At 73.5% G+C, this 17,539-nt stretch carries 20 protein-coding genes and 1 pseudogene; 10 read left to right on the forward strand and 11 right to left on the reverse strand.

The features are described 5' to 3' along the window. Positions 1-82 precede the first annotated feature (82 nt). Positions 83-949 (reverse strand): DUF2382 domain-containing protein, encoded by an 867-nt coding sequence (locus CRP30_RS05280; protein WP_097182826.1) that lies wholly within the window; start codon positions 947-949, stop codon positions 83-85. A gap of 337 nt (positions 950-1,286) precedes the next feature. On the opposite strand from CRP30_RS05280, the gene CRP30_RS05285 reads away from it, so the two are divergent. Next, on the forward strand, positions 1,287-2,096 hold the full coding sequence (locus CRP30_RS05285) for a DUF3097 domain-containing protein (RefSeq protein WP_097182827.1): 810 nt from the start codon (positions 1,287-1,289) through the stop codon (positions 2,094-2,096). 73 nt (positions 2,097-2,169) lie between these two features. On the opposite strand, the gene CRP30_RS05290 is transcribed toward CRP30_RS05285, so the two are convergent. Together CRP30_RS05290 and CRP30_RS05295 are read right to left on the reverse strand one after the other, a co-directional pair. Continuing rightward, entirely contained in the window at positions 2,170-3,009 is an 840-nt protein-coding gene (locus CRP30_RS05290) for an aldo/keto reductase (RefSeq protein ID WP_200814551.1), read from the reverse strand. 75 nt (positions 3,010-3,084) lie between these two features. Further along, positions 3,085-4,341, reverse strand: a complete 1,257-nt coding sequence (locus CRP30_RS05295; protein WP_235003177.1) for an MFS transporter — start codon at positions 4,339-4,341, stop codon at positions 3,085-3,087. Between the two features lie 134 nt (positions 4,342-4,475). Here CRP30_RS05295 and moaA point away from each other — a divergent pair, with 134 nt between their 5' ends. From moaA to CRP30_RS05320, 5 genes are all read left to right on the forward strand, one after another. After that, positions 4,476-5,525 (forward strand): GTP 3',8-cyclase MoaA, encoded by a 1,050-nt coding sequence (moaA, locus tag CRP30_RS05300; RefSeq protein WP_097182829.1) that lies wholly within the window; start codon positions 4,476-4,478, stop codon positions 5,523-5,525. 82 nt (positions 5,526-5,607) lie between these two features. Then, on the forward strand, positions 5,608-5,850 hold the full coding sequence (locus CRP30_RS05305) for a MoaD/ThiS family protein (RefSeq protein ID WP_097182830.1): 243 nt from the start codon (positions 5,608-5,610) through the stop codon (positions 5,848-5,850). 22 nt (positions 5,851-5,872) lie between these two features. Next, positions 5,873-6,070: a hypothetical protein gene (locus CRP30_RS05310; protein WP_097182831.1), complete on the forward strand. Its 198-nt coding sequence runs from the start codon at positions 5,873-5,875 to the stop codon at positions 6,068-6,070. A 47-nt stretch (positions 6,071-6,117) separates the two neighbouring features. Next, positions 6,118-6,618, forward strand: a complete 501-nt coding sequence (locus CRP30_RS05315; protein ID WP_097182832.1) for a GAF domain-containing protein — start codon at positions 6,118-6,120, stop codon at positions 6,616-6,618. A gap of 43 nt (positions 6,619-6,661) precedes the next feature. After that, the gene (locus CRP30_RS05320) at positions 6,662-7,507 is read left to right on the forward strand and encodes an SMP-30/gluconolactonase/LRE family protein (protein ID WP_097182833.1); all 846 of its coding nucleotides are present in this window, start codon (positions 6,662-6,664) and stop codon (positions 7,505-7,507) included. A 3-nt stretch (positions 7,508-7,510) separates the two neighbouring features. Here the strand turns inward: CRP30_RS05320 and CRP30_RS05325 are convergent, their stop codons facing one another. Next, positions 7,511-8,218 (reverse strand): DUF4386 domain-containing protein, encoded by a 708-nt coding sequence (locus CRP30_RS05325; RefSeq protein WP_097182834.1) that lies wholly within the window; start codon positions 8,216-8,218, stop codon positions 7,511-7,513. Positions 8,219-8,313: 95 nt separating this feature from the next. Here CRP30_RS05325 and CRP30_RS05330 point away from each other — a divergent pair, with 95 nt between their 5' ends. Continuing rightward, positions 8,314-9,024, forward strand: a complete 711-nt coding sequence (locus tag CRP30_RS05330; protein ID WP_097182835.1) for a TetR/AcrR family transcriptional regulator — start codon at positions 8,314-8,316, stop codon at positions 9,022-9,024. Here the strand turns inward: CRP30_RS05330 and CRP30_RS05335 are convergent. The 7 genes and pseudogenes from CRP30_RS05335 to CRP30_RS05360 all read right to left on the reverse strand — a co-directional run bounded on the left by CRP30_RS05335 (position 9,021) and on the right by CRP30_RS05360 (position 13,220). After that, positions 9,021-9,446, reverse strand: a complete 426-nt coding sequence (locus tag CRP30_RS05335) for a molybdenum cofactor biosynthesis protein MoaE (RefSeq protein WP_235003178.1) — start codon at positions 9,444-9,446, stop codon at positions 9,021-9,023. The genes CRP30_RS05330 and CRP30_RS05335 overlap by 4 nt on opposite strands. Beyond that, positions 9,443-10,021: a nucleotidyltransferase family protein gene (locus CRP30_RS05340; protein WP_235003179.1), complete on the reverse strand. Its 579-nt coding sequence runs from the start codon at positions 10,019-10,021 to the stop codon at positions 9,443-9,445. Before CRP30_RS05340 ends, CRP30_RS05335 begins: the two co-directional genes overlap by 4 nt. 44 nt (positions 10,022-10,065) lie before the next feature. Further along, positions 10,066-10,521: a TOBE domain-containing protein gene (locus tag CRP30_RS23405; RefSeq protein WP_439647018.1), complete on the reverse strand. Its 456-nt coding sequence runs from the start codon at positions 10,519-10,521 to the stop codon at positions 10,066-10,068. Between the two features lie 120 nt (positions 10,522-10,641). Continuing rightward, a pseudogene (locus CRP30_RS23410) lies at positions 10,642-11,142 on the reverse strand (ATP-binding cassette domain-containing protein); the annotation flags it as partial. After that, complete coding sequence (gene modB, locus CRP30_RS05350; protein ID WP_097182837.1) at positions 11,109-11,912, reverse strand: molybdate ABC transporter permease subunit; 804 nt, start codon at positions 11,910-11,912, stop codon at positions 11,109-11,111. The pseudogene CRP30_RS23410 and the gene modB, both read right to left, overlap by 34 nt. Continuing rightward, the gene (gene modA, locus CRP30_RS05355) at positions 11,909-12,730 is read right to left on the reverse strand and encodes a molybdate ABC transporter substrate-binding protein (RefSeq protein ID WP_097182838.1); all 822 of its coding nucleotides are present in this window, start codon (positions 12,728-12,730) and stop codon (positions 11,909-11,911) included. Before modA ends, modB begins: the two co-directional genes overlap by 4 nt. A gap of 97 nt (positions 12,731-12,827) precedes the next feature. Continuing rightward, the gene (locus CRP30_RS05360; RefSeq protein WP_097182839.1) at positions 12,828-13,220 is read right to left on the reverse strand and encodes a TOBE domain-containing protein; all 393 of its coding nucleotides are present in this window, start codon (positions 13,218-13,220) and stop codon (positions 12,828-12,830) included. A 90-nt stretch (positions 13,221-13,310) separates the two neighbouring features. Here CRP30_RS05360 and CRP30_RS05365 point away from each other — a divergent pair, with 90 nt between their 5' ends. From CRP30_RS05365 to CRP30_RS05375, 3 genes are all read left to right on the forward strand, one after another. After that, positions 13,311-15,083 carry a RecQ family ATP-dependent DNA helicase gene (locus CRP30_RS05365; RefSeq protein ID WP_235003180.1) on the forward strand — a complete coding sequence of 591 codons (1,773 nt, stop codon included), beginning with the start codon at positions 13,311-13,313 and terminating at the stop codon, positions 15,081-15,083. 121 nt (positions 15,084-15,204) lie between these two features. Next, the gene (locus CRP30_RS05370; protein WP_097182840.1) at positions 15,205-16,848 is read left to right on the forward strand and encodes a carbamoyltransferase family protein; all 1,644 of its coding nucleotides are present in this window, start codon (positions 15,205-15,207) and stop codon (positions 16,846-16,848) included. Positions 16,849-17,029: 181 nt separating this feature from the next. Further along, complete coding sequence (locus CRP30_RS05375; RefSeq protein ID WP_097183160.1) at positions 17,030-17,473, forward strand: DUF4383 domain-containing protein; 444 nt, start codon at positions 17,030-17,032, stop codon at positions 17,471-17,473. Positions 17,474-17,539: the final 66 nt, after the last annotated feature.

Consider the following 17,539-nt stretch of genomic DNA (forward strand, 5'->3'; position numbering starts at 1 on the left):
GTCCTCGACCGGCCGCCGCCGTCCGTGCGTCCCGGCGCCGAGCGCGCCGGGGCTGGTTCAGGTGCTGACGAGACGCTGCTGACTAGACGCGACGGTCCGTGGTGGTGCCGTCGCCGTCCAGCTCGACCTCTTCCTTGCGCAGCCCCTCGCTCACCTGGGTCTGCTCGGTGACCGTGGTCTTGTCGAGGCGGACGCGCTCGACCGGCACGGCCTCCTTCTCCACGACCGGGGTCTCGGCGTGCAGGACGACCTCGTGCTCCTCCTCGGAGATGGCGGGCCCGTCCATCGCGTTGCCGATGTTGGCGTCGGTGATGGGCTCGCGCTCGAGGCGGACCTCCTCGTGGGACACGGGGACGGTCTCGGTCACGTTCTCCGTCACGACGTACTTGCGCAGCCGGGCACGGCCGACCTCTTCCGAGCGGGTGCCCACGTTTAGGCGCTCCTCGGACAGCGTCATCGCGTCGTCCGTGGTCGGGCCCGAGGTGTCGTGGCCCACGGTGCCGCGCTCGTTCAGGTCGGTGTCCGTGCGGCCGGTGCCGGCCATGCCCGTCGTGGCCATGTCGTTGGTGGCCATGTCGTTGGTGGCCATGCCCGTCGTCGACTCGGTGGTGGTCATGGTCTGCGCGGTGTCGGTACCGGCGCCCATGCCGTAGTAGCGGTACAGCTCCTGCTCCTCCTGCGGGGAGAGGTGGCCGTCGGTGTCGACCTTCGGAGCGTCCTTCACCTTCGACTTGCTGACGGGTACGCGGAGGCCGTCGTTGGTGAGGTCGGCGTTCCGGATCGGGACGAAGGACTCCTTCGTGCCGAACATGCCGGTGCGCACCGTGACCCACTCGGGCTGGCCCGTCTCGTCGTCGAGGTAGACCTCGGCAGCCGAGCCGATCTTGTCGCCGGACTCGTCGTAGACGTCCTGGCCGATCACGCGGCTGATGGTGTCAGTGCCGATCATCAGGTGGTGCTCCCATCCATTGTTCGGGGATGCGCGGTCGGTCAGTGGGTGTCCGTGTCGGGAGGAGCGAAACGATCTCGGCGGTTCCGACACGCCCGGAGACGGGGTGACCGGGGCCGCCCTTTCCCGTGACGGCGCGGCACGCCAATCCGGTGCGGCCGGCTTCCACTGCAGGTCAGGGCGCCATCGTGTTGCGCGCAACCTGTCGATTTCGGCGACCTGGGCTGATGCTCCCTACTGACTACTCTCCGCGTTGTCGCCGTTGCTCGGGCGTGTCCCACGTCTCATCCGGCGCGTCCTGCACGGTCCGGCCGGAGATCGTGCTCAGCATGGAGGGATGCCGCCCCGCTCCCCGTACGACAACCTCGTCCACCCGCGGACCGTCAGGAAGCCGGTGCCGCAGGTCGAGGCGGAGAAGGACCTCGTGGTCGAGGACCCGAGCTCGGGCTTCGTCGGCGCCGTCGTCCGGTGCGAGAAGGACGTCGTGCACCTCGAGGACCGCTTCGGCAAGGTCAGGGGTTACCCGCTGGGCCCGGGCTTCTGGGTGGACGGCCGGCCCGTGGTCCTCGTCCGGCCCAAGCACGCGGCACCGTCGGGTCCGCTGCGCAGCGCCTCGGGCTCGCTGTACGTGAACAACGCCCGCGCACGGGTGGCCCGGGCGGGCCGGATCTACGTCGAGGGCAAGCACGACGCGGAGCTGGTGGAGAAGGTCTGGGGCCACGACCTGCGCATCGAGGGCGTGGTCGTGGAGCCCCTGCACGGCGTGGACGACCTGCCGGCGATCGTGAAGGAGTTCCGGCCGACCCAGGGCCGGCGGCTCGGCGTCCTGGTCGACCACCTCGTGAAGGGCTCGAAGGAGTCCCGCATCGCCGAGCAGATCACCGGCGCGCACGCGCTCGTGGTCGGCCACCCGTTCATCGACATCTGGCAGGCCGTCAAGCCGTCGGTCGTGGGCATCAAGGCCTGGCCGACGGTCCCCAAGGGCGAGGACTGGAAGACCGGCGTCTGCCGGCGGCTGGGCTGGGAGGACGACACCGGCTACGTGTGGGCGCAGCGCATCCTCGCGAGGGTCGGCAGCTTCACCGACCTCGAGCCCGCGCTGCTCGGCCGGGTGGAGGAGCTCATCGACTTCGTGACGACGGACTGATGACGGGCCCCGTCCTCCCCACCCTTCGCACGCTCGGGGCGGGCCCCGGGACGGGGCCGAGAGGCGGGGTACCTCAGCCGGGGATGTAGTTGAAGGTGTCGGGGTCGGGGCCGGTGCGCTCGCCCCGGTCCAGGCCCGAGATCGACGCCATGTCACCGGTGGAGAGCTCGAAGTCGAACAGCGCGAAGTTCTGCTCGATGCGCTCGCGGGTCACCGACTTCGGGAACACGACGTCGCCGCGCTGGATGTGCCAGCGGAGCACGACCTGCGCCGGCGTGCGCTCCAGCCGCTGCGCGATCGCGGTGATCGCCGGGTCGTCGAGGACCTTGCCCTGGGCGATCGGCGACCAGGCCTCGGTGACGATCTCGTGGTCGGCATCGAAGGCGCGCACGTCGTCCTGCGCCAGGTACGGGTGCACCTCGATCTGGTTCACCGCCGGCCGCACCTCGGTCTCGGCGAACAGCCGGCGCAGGTGGTGCGGCTGGAAGTTGGAGACGCCGATCGCCCGGACCCGCCCGCCGGCGTAGATCTCCTCCATGGCCTTCCAAGTCTCGACGTAGTCGACGTCGATGCCCGGCAGCGGCCAATGGATCAGGAAGAGGTCCAGCTGCTCGAAGCCGAGGTCGGCCAGCGACTGGTCGAAGGCGCGTAGGGCGTCGTCGCGCCGGTGGAAGCCGTTGTTCAGCTTGCTGGTCACGAAGATCTCACCGCGATCGATGCCCGACCGGGCCACTGCCTCGCCGACGCCCTTCTCGTTGCCGTACATCTCGGCGGTGTCGATGTGCCGGTAGCCGATCTCGAGCGCCGTGGCGACGGTCTCGGCGGTGTCCTCGGGCGGGACCTGGTAGACGCCGAACCCGAGCTGCGGGATCTCGACGCCGTTGTTCAGGGTGATGGAGGGCACGGTGGCCACAGGGTGGGTCCTCTCGCGGTAGGGGTGGGGTCGCGTCCTGCGCATCCGGTCGTGCGCGATCGACCCCGGGCCCGCCTACCCGGTGATGTCGTCCTCAACCCGCGCGGGCGCCGTGGCCCATCCCACGGCGGGCTCCGGTGCACGGAGCAGGACGGCCCCGGCCAGCGCGAGCAGGGCCGCCAGCCCCCCGGCGAGGGCGGGGACGGCGAAGGCCCGCTCTGCACCCCAGGCGTCGACGGCGGCTCCGGCGAGGGCGGACCCCGCGGTCACCCCCAGCGTCAGCCCGGTGATCGTCCAGGCCAGCGACTCGGTGAGGACGCCGGGCGCCACCCGCGACTCGACCAGCGACGTACCCGACACCAGCACCGGCGCGATGGTGAGGCCGGCCAGGAAGCCGCACACGATGAGCATCGGCAGCGAGCCGACCACCCACAGCGTCTGGGCGGCCAGCCCGAAGGCCACCGCCGTGCCCACGAAGCGGACGGCCAGCGTCCCCGGCACCCGCGCCAGCCCGTAGACCAGCCCGGCGACCAGGCTGCCGCCGGCGAACACGGCCAGCGCCAGCCCGGAGAGCGCGGTGGCCCCCTGCTCCTCGGCGAAGCCGATCACCACGACGTCGATCGCGCCGAAGACGGTGCCGACCGCCAGGTAGGTGACGACGACGACCAGCAGCGTGGGCGTCAGCACCGACCGCCGCCGGCCGATCGCCGTCGGGTCGACCGGGTGCACCGGCGGCTCCGTGCCGGTCTGGGCGGCCAGCCACAGGCCGCCGGCCACACCGAACGCGACGCCGGTGAGGAACCCGACCGGTGGCGCGATCAGCGTGGCCAGGAGGGTCACCAGCGGTGGGCCGACGACGAACACCACCTCGTCGACGACGGCTTCGAAGGCGTAGGCGGTCTGCCGGCTCGTCGGATCGAGGACGGCCGACCAGCGCGCGCGGACCAGGGAGCCGACGTTCGGCCCGCTCGCCCCGGCGAGTGCGGCGAGGAGGAACCAGCTCCACCGGGGGCCGCCGGCCACCACCGAGGCCACGAACGCGACGCCGGTGAGCGCGAAGGCGGCCATGGCCAGCCGGAGCACCCGGCTCTGCCCGCGGCGGTCCATGGCGCGGGCCCACTGCGGGCCGGCCAGGCCGTAGCTCAGCGCGAGGGTGCCCGACACAGCGCCCGCCATCCCGTAGCTGCCGGTCTCGCCCTCCACGAGCAGCACGGCGCCGAGGCCGAGCATCGGAGCGGGGAGCCGGCCGATCCAGCCGGCGAAGGAGAACGATGGCGAGCCGGGGACGGCGAACAGGCGGGCGTACGGGCTGAAGACGGTGCGGGGTGACACGGAGTTCTCGCGCTTCCTGGCCACAGGCGAGTGCGGGTAGTCCTCCGCCGGGCTCTCGGGTGGCGCGGTCAGCCTAACGGGGGCGGCCGACGTCCCCACCTCCTTTTCGGCGGCGGCGCTACTACATTCGGTGCATGACCAGCCCGCTGCCCGACCCCCGCGTGCGCACCACCGCCGCGCCGGCGCCCGGGAGCGGTGGGCTGGTCGACCGGCACGGCCGTGTCGCCACCGACCTGCGCGTCTCGCTGACCGACCGCTGCAACCTGCGCTGCACCTACTGCATGCCGCCGGAGGGGCTCGACTGGCTGCCCAAGGTCGAGGTGCTGACCGACGAGGAGATCGTCCGGCTGGTCCGCATCGGCGTCGAGATGCTCGGCATCGAGGAGGTCCGGTTCACCGGCGGCGAGCCGCTGCTGCGTCCGGGCCTCGTCGGCATCGTCGCCGGGGCGACCGCTCTGACGCCGCGTCCCGAGGTCAGCCTGACCACGAACGCGATCGGCCTCGCCCGGGTCGCCCCGGCGCTGGCCGCCGCCGGCCTCGACCGGATCAACGTCAGCCTGGACACCGTCGACCGCGACCGGTTCAAGCAGCTCACCCACCGCGACCGCTTCGACGACGTCGTCGCCGGTCTGGCCGCCGCCCGGGCAGCGGGGCTGACGCCGGTCAAGGTGAACGCGGTCCTGCTGCGCGGGATGAACGAGGAGGACGCCGTCCCGCTGCTCGACTTCTGCCTGGAGCACGGCTACCAGCTGCGGTTCATCGAGCAGATGCCGCTGGACGCCCACCACGCCTGGACGCGCGGCGAGATGGTCACCGCCGAGGACATCCTCGAGCGGCTGTCGGCCGCCCACACGCTCACTCCCGACACCGAGGCCCGGGGGTCGGCGCCCGCCGAGCGCTGGCTGGTCGACGGCGGGCCCGCCACGGTCGGCGTCATCGCGTCGGTCACCCGGTCGTTCTGCGGGACCTGCGACCGCACCCGGCTGACCGCCGACGGCCAGATCCGCAACTGCCTGTTCGCCCGCGACGAGTCCGACCTCCGCACGCCGATGCGGGAGGGCGCCACCGACCAGGAGATCGCCGACCGCTGGCGGATCGCGACCCTCGGCAAGCTGCCCGGGCACGGCATCGACGACCCGAGCTTCCTGCAGCCGACGCGCCCGATGTCGGCGATCGGGGGCTGAGCGTGGGAGCGGACAGGGACGTGAGCATCGCAGCGAGCGCCGGCGAGCGAGGAGCGGGGCGCCCCGCGGGAGCGACCGGGGCATGAGCGTCACGGTGCGGTACTTCGCCGGCGCCCGCGCAGCTGCCGGTGTCGACACCGAGGCCCGCGAGGCGGCGAGCCTCGACGAGCTGGTGGGCCAGATCGTGGCCGATCACGGCGAGAAGCTGGAACGGGTGCTCACCGCCTGCTCCTTCCTGGTCGACGGAACCTCCGTCCGGGACCGGGCGTTGGTCCTGTCACCGGGGGCGGTGGTGGATGTCCTCCCGCCGTTCGCGGGGGGCTGAGGGCCTGCGGAAGGATGACGGCATGAGCATCTTCGACAAGGCGAAGGCCAAGGCAGAGGAACTGCTGGGCCGGGCCGAGCAGGTCTACGGGGAGTCCCACGGTGACGCGGCCGCCACGGTGGCCGGTGAGGCACACGTGCTGGAGGCCGAGGCCGAGGAGCAAGAACTCGAGCGGCAGGAGCACCACCGCGACGACGACGGGCTCGCGGGAGCCCGCTGACCCGTATCGAGCGGTTGACGCTCCCTCCTGGGGGAACAACGAACGGCATGGTCCCGGCGGATGTCGCCGACGTCGCGCCGTGGCGGGACTGGTGTTCCGCCGCGGAGGGTTCGCTGCGCTTCCTGGCCGAGCAACTCGGCTGGGACTTCTGGATGGTGACCGAGGTCGTCGACGGCCGGCAGGTCGTGCTGCTGGCCCATCCGCCGGACGCCGTCCGGCCCGGGATGGAACTCCCCTGGGAGGAGAGCTTCTGCCGGCAGATGATCGAGGGCAACGCTCCCCGGCTCGCCACGGTCACCGCCGCCGTCCCCGCCTACGCCTCCCGCACCACCGGTCCGCTGCGCGACGTCGCCGCCTACGTGGGGGTGCCGCTGCTCCGCGCCGACGACAGCCTCTTCGGCACGCTCTGCGGCGTGGCCTTCCGCGCCAAGCCGCGCAGCGCGGCGCGCGACCTGCGCGTGGTGGAGGCGGCAGCCCGCCTGCTGAGCACGCTCATGGCCGCCGGCATGACACCCCCGCCGCTGCCCGACGAGGCGCCCTCCGGCTGAGCCGCGGCTGGCGCCGCGGCGGCGGGTGCGGTCAGATCGTGCGGTGCGAGCCGAGCAGCTGACCGACGTGGTCACCTTCCACGGCGAGGGCCCGGTCTGGTGGCCGGACAGCAGCGGTCTGCGGTGCGTGGACATGCTCGCCGGCGACGTCCTCACCCTCGGCGGCGACGGTGCCGTGCGCCGGACGCACGTCGGGGACGTCGCTGCGGTCGTCCGCCCCCGCCGGGGCGGCGGAGCGGTGTTCGCCGTCGAGCGCGGGTTCGTCCTGGAGGACCCGGACGGGACACGGGCCGTCCTCGACCCCGTGTGGAGCGACCCGGGCGTGCGCATGAACGAGGGCGGCTGCGACCCCGACGGCCGGTTCTGGTGCGGGTCCATGGCCTACGACCAGGCCCCCGGCGCCGGGGCGATGTACCGCCTGGACCCCGATGGCAGCGCCCGTGAGGTCTTCGGCGGCGTCACCGTCTCCAACGGGCTGGAGTGGAGCCCCGACGGCTCGACGGCGTACTACAACGACACCGCGACCCACCGCATCGACGTCTTCGACTACGACCGGGAGGGCGGGCTGACCGGTCGCCGTCCGTTCGTGGCGCCGGGCGCCGACGAGAGCCCCGACGGGCTCACCGTCGACGCTGAGGGCGGGGTCTGGGTGGCCTTCTACGGTGGCGGCCAGGTGCGTCGGTACGACGCCGGAGGGCGCCTGGACGAGGTGGTCGACGTGCCGACGCCGCAGGTGACCGCGTGCACGCTCGGCGGGCCGGAGCTCGACCAGCTCTTCATCACGACGTCGCGCCAGGGCATGCGGCCCGGCGACGACCCGCTCGCCGGCGCCCTGTTCATGGTGGACGCCGGCGTGCGGGGCCGGCCCGTGCGGGACTTCGCGGGCTGACCTTCAGCCCACCGGCGCGGCCGGCCGGACCGGCGGCGCGCCCAGGGCCGCGGTGGGCCGGAAGCCCCGGACGACGAGGTGGACGGCCAGGCTCATCTCCCAGGCGAACACCGGCAGCGCGGCGAGCGTGCCGACCACCGAGACCTGCTCGTAGGCACCGAGCAGCACCGCGATCCCGGAGGCGAGGATGAGCGGCCCGCCGACCAGCCCGAGGACGGCGATCCAGCGCGACACCAGGCCGGACCGGTACATCAGGCCGGCCAGCAGCAGCGTGTTCACGCCCAGAGCGACGTTGGGTCCCAGCAGGAAGGTCCAGTCCTTGACGGCGACGAGCGCCTCCTGGACCACGACGAGCGCACCGTCGTCGCTCCCGCCGGCGTCCTGGCGCAGGCTGACGACCGCCAGGACGGCGACCAGGCCCAGGGCGATGAGGGCGCCCTCCATGAGGCGGCCCAGGGCGTAGCCCAGCGCGGCGGTGTGGTTCTCCCGCCGGACGACGGGATACAGCGCGACGCCGGTGCCCACGACGGCGACGACCGTGACGATCTCCAGCAACGCCCCCAGGAGCACGCGCCCGTCCGATCCGGCGCCCAGCACGTACTCCGCATCGCCGAGCACCGGCTGGAACAGCCCCAGCGCCGGGATCGACGCGGCGGCGGCCACCAGGAAGAACACCCCGGCGGTCGTCGCGGTCCGTCTCGTCGAGCTCATGTCTGCCTCCGATCTGAGGTGTACGGCGTACACCATCGAGGAGTAACGGTAGGTGTACGGTGTACACCTGTCAAGGACCCTGGGAGGGTGGGCGCATGGCGCAGCAGACGGGAGCCGCGCGCCGGGCCCCTCTGACCAGGGAGCGCGTGCTGCGCACCGCCGTCGCGCGGGCCGACGCGGCCGGGATCGGGTCGATCAGCATGCGCGGGCTCGCCCAGGAGCTGGGCGTCGTCCCGATGGCGCTCTACAAGCACGTGGCCAACAAGGACGAGTTGCTCGACGGCATGGTCGACCTCGTCATCGAGGAGTTCGACCCGCCGGCCGACGCCCTGGACTGGAAGGACGAGGTCCGCGAGCGGGTCCTCTCGGCCCGGCGCGCGGTGCTGCGGCACCCCTGGGCGCGGCTGGCCATCGAGTCACGGACGCGCCGGACGCCCGCCGTCCTCGGCTACATGGACTCCCTCGCGGGAGCGTTCCGCGGCGGCGGCTTCTCGGCCAACCTCACCCACCACGTGATGCACGCGCTGGGAAACCGCATCTGGGGCTTCACCCCGGAACTGTTCGACGAACCCGCGGATCCGGACGCACCGCCGCCGACTGCCGCGGCGCAGGAGGCCACGGCGCGGCAGTTCGCCGAGCGCTACCCGCACATCCTGGAGATCGCGATGGCCGCCACCGACGGCGACCTGTCGCGCGTCGGGGAGGGGTGCGACGAGCAGTTCGAGTTCGAGTTCGCGCTCGACCTGCTGCTCGACGGGTTCGACCGGCTCCGTGCCGAGGGCTGGACGTCCCGCCGGCGGCCCTAGGGGCAGGCCACCCATTCCTCCTCGCCGTCGGTGAAGACCTGCCGCTTCCAGATCGGCAGCCGCTTCTTCACCTCGTCGACCAGCTCGGCGCAGGCGGCGAACGCCTGACCGCGATGCGACGCGCTGACCGCGCAGGCCAGGGCGATGTCGCCGATGCCGAGCAGCCCGATGCGGTGGGAGACGGCGACGGCGTGCACGTCCGGCCGGGCGGCGAACTCCTCGGCCAGCTCGATGATCACGTCGGTGGCGGTCGGGTGGCCCACGTACTCGAGCTCCGTCACCGACCGGCCACCGTCGTGGTCGCGCACCACGCCGGCGAAGGAGACGACGGCGCCGGCGGCCTTGTCGGCCACGGCGTCCTCGTGCTCGGCCACGGACAGCGGCGCGTCGACGACTCTGGCGATCAGGTGGCCGGCGGTCACGGCGCCGAAGGTACTCCGGGCGGCGGGACGTCGAGGTCGGCCGGATCCGCCAGGCCGGTGCAGTCGACCTCCGTGACGTCGTGCGCCGCCAGGTACGCGCGGGCGCCCTCGTCGCCGGTGGCCGTCCCCACCACGCCCGCCCAGTGCTCGCGCCCGATGAGGACCGGGTGCGCCCGCACCCCGTCGTAGGTGGCGACGGCCAGCGCGCCGGGTGACGCGTGGCCGACCATCCGCTGCAGGGCCTCGGCCGTCATCCCCGGCATGTCGACCAGCAGCACCAGGGCGGCGTCGACCCGTCCGGGCCAGCCCCGCAGCCCCTCCAGGCCGGTGCGCAGCGAGGAGGCCATGCCGGTCTCCCAGTCCTCGTTGGCCAGCACCGTGGCGCCGTCCAGGTCGGCCGTCCGCCAGACGTCCACGGCCCGCGCGCCGAGCACCACGAGCACCGGGTCGCAGACCTCCCGCGCCGTCCGCACCGCCCGATCGACCAGGAGGCTGCCCCCGTACTCGACGAGGGCCTTGGGCATGCCGTAGCGGCGGCCGCCCCCGGCGGCGAGGACGACGGCGGCGGTGGGCACCGGACCACTCTCCCAGCGTTGGCCATGGTGGCCACGAAGGCCCCTCAGCGCCGGTAGACGGCGACCTCGGAGGCCTTCACCGTGGCCCACACCTCCGCGCCCGGGACGAGTCCCAGCTCGGCGAAGGCGGTGGCCGTGACGTCGGCGACCAGCGGGACCTCGCCGGCCAGCTCGCAGCGCACGGTGGCGCCGTGCGGGGTCGCGCCGACCAGCCGGGCCGGCCAGACGTTGCGCGGGCTCCCGTCCGGACGGGACAGGTACAGCGCGACCGACTCCGGGCGGACGGCGGCGAACACCGGCCCGGCCGCCTCCTCCGCCACCGCGACCTCTCCTCCGCCGTCCAGCCGCACCGTCCGCCCCTGCCCGGTGCCGGCCAGCAGCGAGAGCCCCGCCAGGCGCGCCACGTAGTCCGTCCGCGGCCGCCGGTTCACCTCGTCCGGGGTGCCGGTCTGCACCACCCGCCCGTCCTCGACGACGACGACCCGGTCGGCCAGCGCCATCGCGTCCACCGGGTCGTGCGTCACCAGCACCGTGCTGCCGGCGAAGTCGCCGAGATGGCGGCGCAGCTCCGCCCGGACCGCCAGCCGCGTGCGGGCGTCCAGGGCCGACAGCGGCTCGTCGAGCAGCAGCAGCGCCGGGGCACCGACCAGCGCGCGGGCGAGGGCCGCGCGCTGCGCCTGCCCGCCGGAGAGCTCCGCGGGACGGCGGTCCCCGAGGCCTTCGAGCCCCACCCGGCCGAGCCAGGCGTCCGCGGCGGCCCGCCGGTCGGCCCGGCCGACGCCGCGCGTGCGCAGCCCGAAGCCGACGTTGTCCGCGACGCTCAGGTGGGGGAACAGCAGCGCGTCCTGGAAGACCATGCCCAGCGACCGCCGGTGGGCCGGCAGGTGGACGCCGTCGTCGTCCCAGGGCGTCCCGTCGACGGCGACCCGTCCCCCGTCCGGGGGCAGCAGCCCGGCCAGCACGCGCAGCAGGGTGGACTTGCCGGCGCCGTTGGGGCCGAGGACGGCGAGCACCTCCCCGTCGGCGACGGCGAGGTCGACGGCGAGGTCCAGCGAGCCGCGCCGGACCGCGACGGAGGCCTCCAGGGTCACGGCACCGCCCGGCCGAGCCAGCGGTCGCGCAGGAGGAGCAGCGTGGCCAGGGAGACCGCCAGCAGGACGAGGGAGAGGACGATCGCCGCCTCCGGCTCCCGCTGCAGCGCGAGGTAGACCGCCAGCGGCATGGTCTGCGTCGTCCCCGGGAAGTTGCCGGCGAAGGTGATCGTCGCGCCGAACTCCCCCAGCGCCCGCGCCCAGCAGAGCACTGCTCCGGCGGCCACCCCGGGTGCCACCAGGGGCAGCGTCACCCGCCGGAACGTCGTCCAGCGGTCGGCGCCCAGCGTCGCGGCGACGTCCTCGAACCGGGTGTCGGCGGCGCGCAGCGCCCCCTCGACGCTGACCACCAGGAACGGCATGGCCACGAACGTCTCGGCGATGACGACGGCGGTCGTGGTGAACGGGATCGTGATGCCGAAGGCGTCGTCGAGCCAGCTGCCCACGATCCCCTGCCGACCCAGGACCAGGAACAGCGCCACCCCGCCGACGACCGGCGGCAGCACGAGGGGCACCGTGACGAGCGCGCGCAGGAGGCTGCGACCCCGCATCCGCGACCGTGCCAGCACCCAGGCGAGCGGAACTCCCAGGACCAGCGACAGCAGCGTGGCGAGAGTGGCGGAGACCAGGGACAGCCGCAACGCCTGGCCCACCCCGGGGGCGGCGAGCTGCTCCCCCACCGACGACCACGGCGCCCGCACCAGCAGGCCGACCAGCGGCAGGACGAGGAACGCCACGCCGAGCGCCGCCGGCACCAGCAGCGGCGCGGGGACGCGGGCCCCCTCCCGCGGCCGGCTCACGGCTCGAAGAACCCGGCGTCCGCGACGAGCTGCCGGCCCTCGTCGGAGAGCACCAGGTCCACGAACGCCTGTGCGGCCTCGCGGTTCGGCGCCTCCTCCAGCACCGCGACCGGGTAGCGGTTGCGGGCCGCCTCCGCCTCGCGGAAGGCCAGGGCGACCACGTCGTTCCCCGCCGTCTGCACGTCGGTGCGGTAGACCAGCCCCGCGTCGACCTCGCCGAGCAGCACCTTGGTGAGCACCGCGCGGACGTCGTCCTCGTAGGTGTCGGGGACGTCGGACAGCCCCGCACGGTCCAGCACCTCGGCGGCGGCGGCGCCGCACGGGACCTCCGGGGCGCAGACGGCGAGCGTGACGTCGCGGACGAGCAGGTCCGCGATGCCCGGGATGCCCGCCTGCTCCGGCTGCTCGATGCCCGCGGGGTTGTCGAGCGGGAGCGCCAGCATCAGCCGGTTCGACGCGAAGAGCTCCGGCCCGGTCGCCAGGCCGGCGTCCACGACCCGGGCCATCTGGGCCTCGTCGGCGGGGGCGAAGACGTCGGCCGGCGCGCCCTGCTCCAGCTGGGCGGCCAGAGCGGCGCTGCCGGCGACGTTCAGCTGCACCTCGAGCCCGGGGTTCTCCTGCTCCAGCCGGTCGCCCACCTCGGTGAAGACATCGGTGAGCGAGGCGGCCGCGAAGACGGTCAGCGTGCCGGCGAGACCGGCGTCCCCGGAGGGATCGGTCAGGATCTCCTCCTCGCCGGCCGGCGCGTCCCCCTCGCCACCGCAGCCGGCCAGGAGCACGCCCGCCGCGAGCAGCGCGAGCAGGGGGCGAGTGCGCATGGATCCTCCGACGTCGTCCGCGACAGCGGACGAAGTGGAGCAGATCGTTCCGTGGATGCGCAAGCGCCTGTCGGCGACAGCTCCGCAGCTGCGGCGCCTAGGGGACGTCCACGCTGACCTGCGTGGCCTTCACGGTGGCGACGGCACGGACGCCGACCTCGAGCCCCAGCTCGTCGGCGGCCTCCCGCGACATGAGCGAGACGACGCGGAACGGGCCCGCCTGGATCTCGACCTGCGCCATGACGGTGTCCCGGACGACGTTCGTCACGATGCCGGTGAGCCGGTTGCGCGCGGACGACGGCGTCGTCCCGGGCTCGGGCGCCTCGCGCAGCTGCGTCGCGACCCGCGCGAGATCGGCGCCGTCCACGACCGCCGGTCCCGTGCCGTCGCGGCGGGCGGGCAGACGGCCGCCGTCGATCCACCGCCGCACCGTGTCGTCGCTGACGCCGAGCAGCGCCGCCGCCTCGGCGATCCGGTAGGTGGCGGCCACGGCCAGACCCTAGACGCCGGTCGCGGACGGGCCTCCGCTGTGGACAGGCGTCGACAGCCACCCCGGCCGACCGTCGCGGGAGCGGGCAGCGTGCACTCCGGCCGTTTGGTGATCTCGGTCGCCGGGGAGACGGAACCGGTGCCCCCCGCCTCTCCTCCGGACAGCCCCGGTGACAACCCTGCCGGGAACTCCGCCTCGGTGCGCACCCGCCGCATCCGCGAGTTCGCCCGCGACGTCCTCGGCTACAGCGAGTTCCGGCCGGGGCAGGAGAAGGCCATGCAGGCCGTCGTCGGAGGCCGGGACACCCTTGCCGTGCTCCCGTCGGGCGCCGGCAAGACGGCGGTCTACCAGGTCGCCGGGCAGCTGCTCGACGGTCCGGTCGTGGTCGTCTCTCCCCTGATCGCCCTGCAGCGCGACCAGGTCGAGCGGCTGGCCGAGATCGAGGACCGTGCGGGCCGGGCAGCCCAGCTGAACTCCACGATGTCGGCCGGGGACCAGCGGGAAGCCCTCGACTCGCTGCGTGACGGAACGGTCCGCTTCCTCTTCCTCGCCCCCGAGCAGCTGGCCAAGCCCGAGGTCGTGGACGCCGTCGCCGAGGCCAAGCCCGCCCTCTTCGTCGTCGACGAGGCACACTGCGTCTCCGCCTGGGGCCACGACTTCCGGCCCGACTACCTGCGGCTGGGCGGGGTCGTCGAGCAGCTCGGCCACCCGACGGTGCTCGCCCTCACCGCCACCGCCGCCCCGCCGGTCCGCGCCGAGATCGTCGAGCGGCTGGAGATGCGCGAGCCCGAGATCGTCGTCGCCGGGTTCGACCGGCCGGAGATCCGCCTGGAGGTCGACCACCACGCCGACGCGCGGGGCAAGGAGCTGGGCGTGCTGGAGCGGGTGCTGGCCGAGGTGAGCGCGGGGCGCGGGCCGGGCATCGTCTACAGCGCCACCCGCCGCGGCACCGAGGACATCGCGACCCAGCTCGCTGACCGCGGGCTGCGGGTCCGGCCCTACCACGCGGGACTGGGCAGGAGCGATCGCGAGGACGCCCAGCGGGCCTGGATGGACGACGAGCTGGACGTCGTCGTCGCCACCACCGCGTTCGGGATGGGCATCGACAAGCCGGGGACCCGGTTCGTCGTCCACGCCGAGCCCGCCGACTCGATCGACAGCTACTACCAGGAGATCGGCCGGGCCGGCCGGGACGGCGAGCCGGCGCTGGCCGTGCTCGTCTACCGGCAGGAGGACCTCGGCATCCGGCGCTTCTTCGCCGCCGGGACGCCCGGCGAGGAGGAGCTGCAGCAGGTCGCCGGGTTGGTCCAGGCCGCGGCCGCCGCAGGCATCGACGAGGGCGTCGACGTGAAGGACCTGCGCGAGGAGACCGGGCGCGCGGCCACCCCGCTGGCCCGCGACCTCAACCTCCTCGAGCAGGTCGAGGCGGTCGTCCTGGACGAGGAGGGTGCCGCCCACCCCGCGAAGGACGGCCCGGGACCCGCCGAGGCCGCGGCGGCCGCGCGCGAGCTGGCCGAGCACCACGAGAAGGTCGACCAGAGCCGCGTGGAGATGATGCGCGGGTACGCGGAGACCACGGAGTGCCGGCGGCAGTTCCTGCTCGGGTACTTCGGCGAGCAGCTCGACGAGCCGTGCGGCAACTGCGACACCTGTTCGGCCGGCACCGCCCAGCACGTCCCCGGGCCGGACGACCACGACACCCCGTTCCCCGTCGAGATGCCGGTCGAGCACAGCGAGTGGGGCGCCGGCGTGGTCATGCGGGTGGAGGACGACCGGGTCACCGTGCTCTTCGACGACGTCGGCTACAAGACGCTCGGGGTGGCCGCCGTCCTGGAGCACGACCTGCTGCGCGCCCGCGGGTGACGCCGACCGGACCCGGTCACCGCTTCGGGCTGCGGGTTCGGTGGCGCGCCGTGATCATCGGCAGTACGCGGGATCGGCGTCCGCACCGGACAGGCGCGACCCCAGGACAAGGAGTGCATGCGTGAAGGTCCTCGGCATCAACGCGATCTACCACGACCCAGCGGCGGCCCTCGTCGTCGACGGGAAGGTGGTCGCCGCTGCGGAAGAGGAGCGGTTCAGCCGGCGCAAGCACGGGAAGCGGCCGCTGCCCTGGAGCGCCTGGGAGCTGCCGGAGCTGTCCGCGGCCTGGTGCCTGAGGGAAGCGGGCATCCGCCCCGAGGAGCTGGACGCCGTCGCCTACTCCTTCGACCCGGGCCTGATGACGACGCCCGAGGCGACGGGCCTGTTCGACGACGGCGACGTGATGCGCAAGAAGTACGCCGAGATGGCGCCGGACTTCCTCGCCCACGCCCTTCCGGGGCTCGACCCGGCGAAGGTCCGCTTCGTCAAGCACCACGTCGCCCACGCCGCCTCCGCGGGGCTCGCCGCGCCGCAGCGGGACAACGCGGTGCTGGTGCTCGACGGCCGGGGGGAGGCGCACAGCCACCTGGCCGGGCGCTACGTCGACGGTCAGCTGGAGGTGCTGGCCGGGCAGGCGCTGCCGCACTCCCTGGGACTGCTGTACGAGGACCTCACCGACCACCTCGGCTTCCTGCGCAGCTCCGACGAGTTCAAGGTCATGGCGATGGCCTCCTACGGCAAGCCACGTTTCCTCGGGGAGCTGTCCGAGCTGATCCGGGCCACCGACGACGGCGGCTTCCGCACGGAGAAGATCGACTTCACCGAGTTCGCTCCGCGGCTCGGCGCGGGCGACGAATGGACCGAGGAGCACGCCGACCTCGCCGCCAGCGTGCAGCAGCGGCTGGAAGAGGTGCTGATCGACCTCGCCCGCTGGGTGCACGAGCAGACCGGTGACCGGGTCCTGACCATGGCCGGCGGGACGGCGCTCAACTGCGTGGCCAACACCCGCATCCTGGCCGAGAGCCCCTTCGAGGAGGTGTGGGTGCAGCCGGCGGCGGGCGACGCCGGGACGGCCCTGGGCGCCGCGCTGCACGTGGCCCGCGACCTCGGCGAGGACACCGAGCCGATGCCCGGCGCCGCGCTCGGCCGGGGGTGGAGCGACGACGAGATCGAGAAGGTGCTGCAGACGGCGGCGATCGAGTACGAGCGGCCGGACGACGTCGCCGAGGTCGTCGCCGAGACGCTCGCCGACAACGGCATCGTGGCCTGGTTCCAGGGGCGCAGCGAGTACGGGCCGCGGGCGCTCGGCAACCGCTCCCTGATGGCCCACCCCGGCTTCGAGGCCAACCTCGAGCGGATGAACGACGTGAAGGGACGCGAGCAGTTCCGGCCGGTGGCGCCCATGGTGCTGCTGGAGAGGGCGCCGGAGATCTTCAGCCGCGGGCCGATCCCCTCGCCGTACATGCTCTTCGTCCACGACGTCGCCCCGGAGTGGCGGGAACGCATCCCGACCGTCACGCACGTCGACGGGACGGCACGCATCCAGACCATCGACCCGGAGCAGTCCCCGCTGGTCCACCGCATGATCGCGGCGTTCGAGCGCCGCACCGGCATCCCGGTGGTCGTCAACACCAGCCTCAACACCGCCGGCCGCCCGATGGTCGACGACCCGCGGGACGCCCTCGAGTGCTTCGGCTCGGCACCGGTCGACCTGCTGGCGATCGGCCCGTTCGTCGTCCGCCGGAGGCGGCCCACCCAGGGATGAACCAACCGGGGGGCGCGATGCGAACACCTGCGGAACCCCCTGCGACGGGGCCGGAACGCCGGTGACGTTTCGGCAACGTCTGTCGCCCGGACGGGGGAGATCTGTTACGCCCGACATTTCGGGGGTACCGGATTCGGCAACCCCCGCCGGGACCCCGGTGGGCTCACTTATGGAGGACACCATGGCCGCAAACGCGGGCAACAACGCAGCAGGCCGGGGCAAGACCGTCCCGGAGATCCTGGCCCTCGCATTCGGGGCCGTGTACCTGCTGGTCGGGATCGTCGGGTTCTTCGTCACGGGCTTCGACGACTTCTTCGCCCACAACACCAACGAGAAGCTGCTCGGCATCTTCGAGATCAACGGGATGCACAACGTCGTGCACATCGTGATCGGCATCGCCGGACTGGCGCTCGGCCGCACCCTGGCCGGCGCCCGCACCTACGGCTGGCTGCTCGCTGTCGGCTACGGCGCCGCCTTCGTCTACGGCCTCATCGCCATGGGCAAGGACTGGGACTTCCTCAGCATCAACACCGCTGACAACGTCCTGCACATCGCCACCGCCCTCGTCGGCCTGGTGATCGCCCTGCTGCCGGTGCGCAACGCCGTCGACAGCCGTCGTCACTGATCCACCCCGTCCCGGCCCGTCGGCCGGGCACCCGAGAGCCGGGTCCAGCCTCCTCACCGGAGCGCC

Origin of the sequence: Blastococcus haudaquaticus, from assembly GCF_900230285.1 — a bacterium.
GTDB classification, from domain to species: Bacteria; Actinomycetota; Actinomycetes; order Mycobacteriales; family Geodermatophilaceae; genus Blastococcus_B; species Blastococcus_B haudaquaticus.

What these genes read in the sequence shown, in the direction of transcription:
- CRP30_RS05280 (WP_097182826.1), bottom strand. Translation starts at nt 949, where the DNA reads ATGATCGGCACTGACACCATCAGCCGCGTGATCGGCCAGGACGTCTAC.
- CRP30_RS05285 (WP_097182827.1), top strand. Translation starts at nt 1,287, where the DNA reads ATGCCGCCCCGCTCCCCGTACGACAACCTCGTCCACCCGCGGACCGTC.
- moaA (WP_097182829.1), top strand. Translation starts at nt 4,476, where the DNA reads ATGACCAGCCCGCTGCCCGACCCCCGCGTGCGCACCACCGCCGCGCCG.
- CRP30_RS05305 (WP_097182830.1), top strand. Translation starts at nt 5,608, where the DNA reads ATGAGCGTCACGGTGCGGTACTTCGCCGGCGCCCGCGCAGCTGCCGGT.
- CRP30_RS05310 (WP_097182831.1), top strand. Translation starts at nt 5,873, where the DNA reads ATGAGCATCTTCGACAAGGCGAAGGCCAAGGCAGAGGAACTGCTGGGC.
- CRP30_RS05315 (WP_097182832.1), top strand. Translation starts at nt 6,118, where the DNA reads ATGGTCCCGGCGGATGTCGCCGACGTCGCGCCGTGGCGGGACTGGTGT.
- CRP30_RS05325 (WP_097182834.1), bottom strand. Translation starts at nt 8,218, where the DNA reads ATGAGCTCGACGAGACGGACCGCGACGACCGCCGGGGTGTTCTTCCTG.
- CRP30_RS05330 (WP_097182835.1), top strand. Translation starts at nt 8,314, where the DNA reads ATGGCGCAGCAGACGGGAGCCGCGCGCCGGGCCCCTCTGACCAGGGAG.
- CRP30_RS23405 (WP_439647018.1), bottom strand. Translation starts at nt 10,521, where the DNA reads ATGGCGCTGGCCGACCGGGTCGTCGTCGTCGAGGACGGGCGGGTGGTG.
- modA (WP_097182838.1), bottom strand. Translation starts at nt 12,730, where the DNA reads ATGCGCACTCGCCCCCTGCTCGCGCTGCTCGCGGCGGGCGTGCTCCTG.
- CRP30_RS05375 (WP_097183160.1), top strand. Translation starts at nt 17,030, where the DNA reads ATGGCCGCAAACGCGGGCAACAACGCAGCAGGCCGGGGCAAGACCGTC.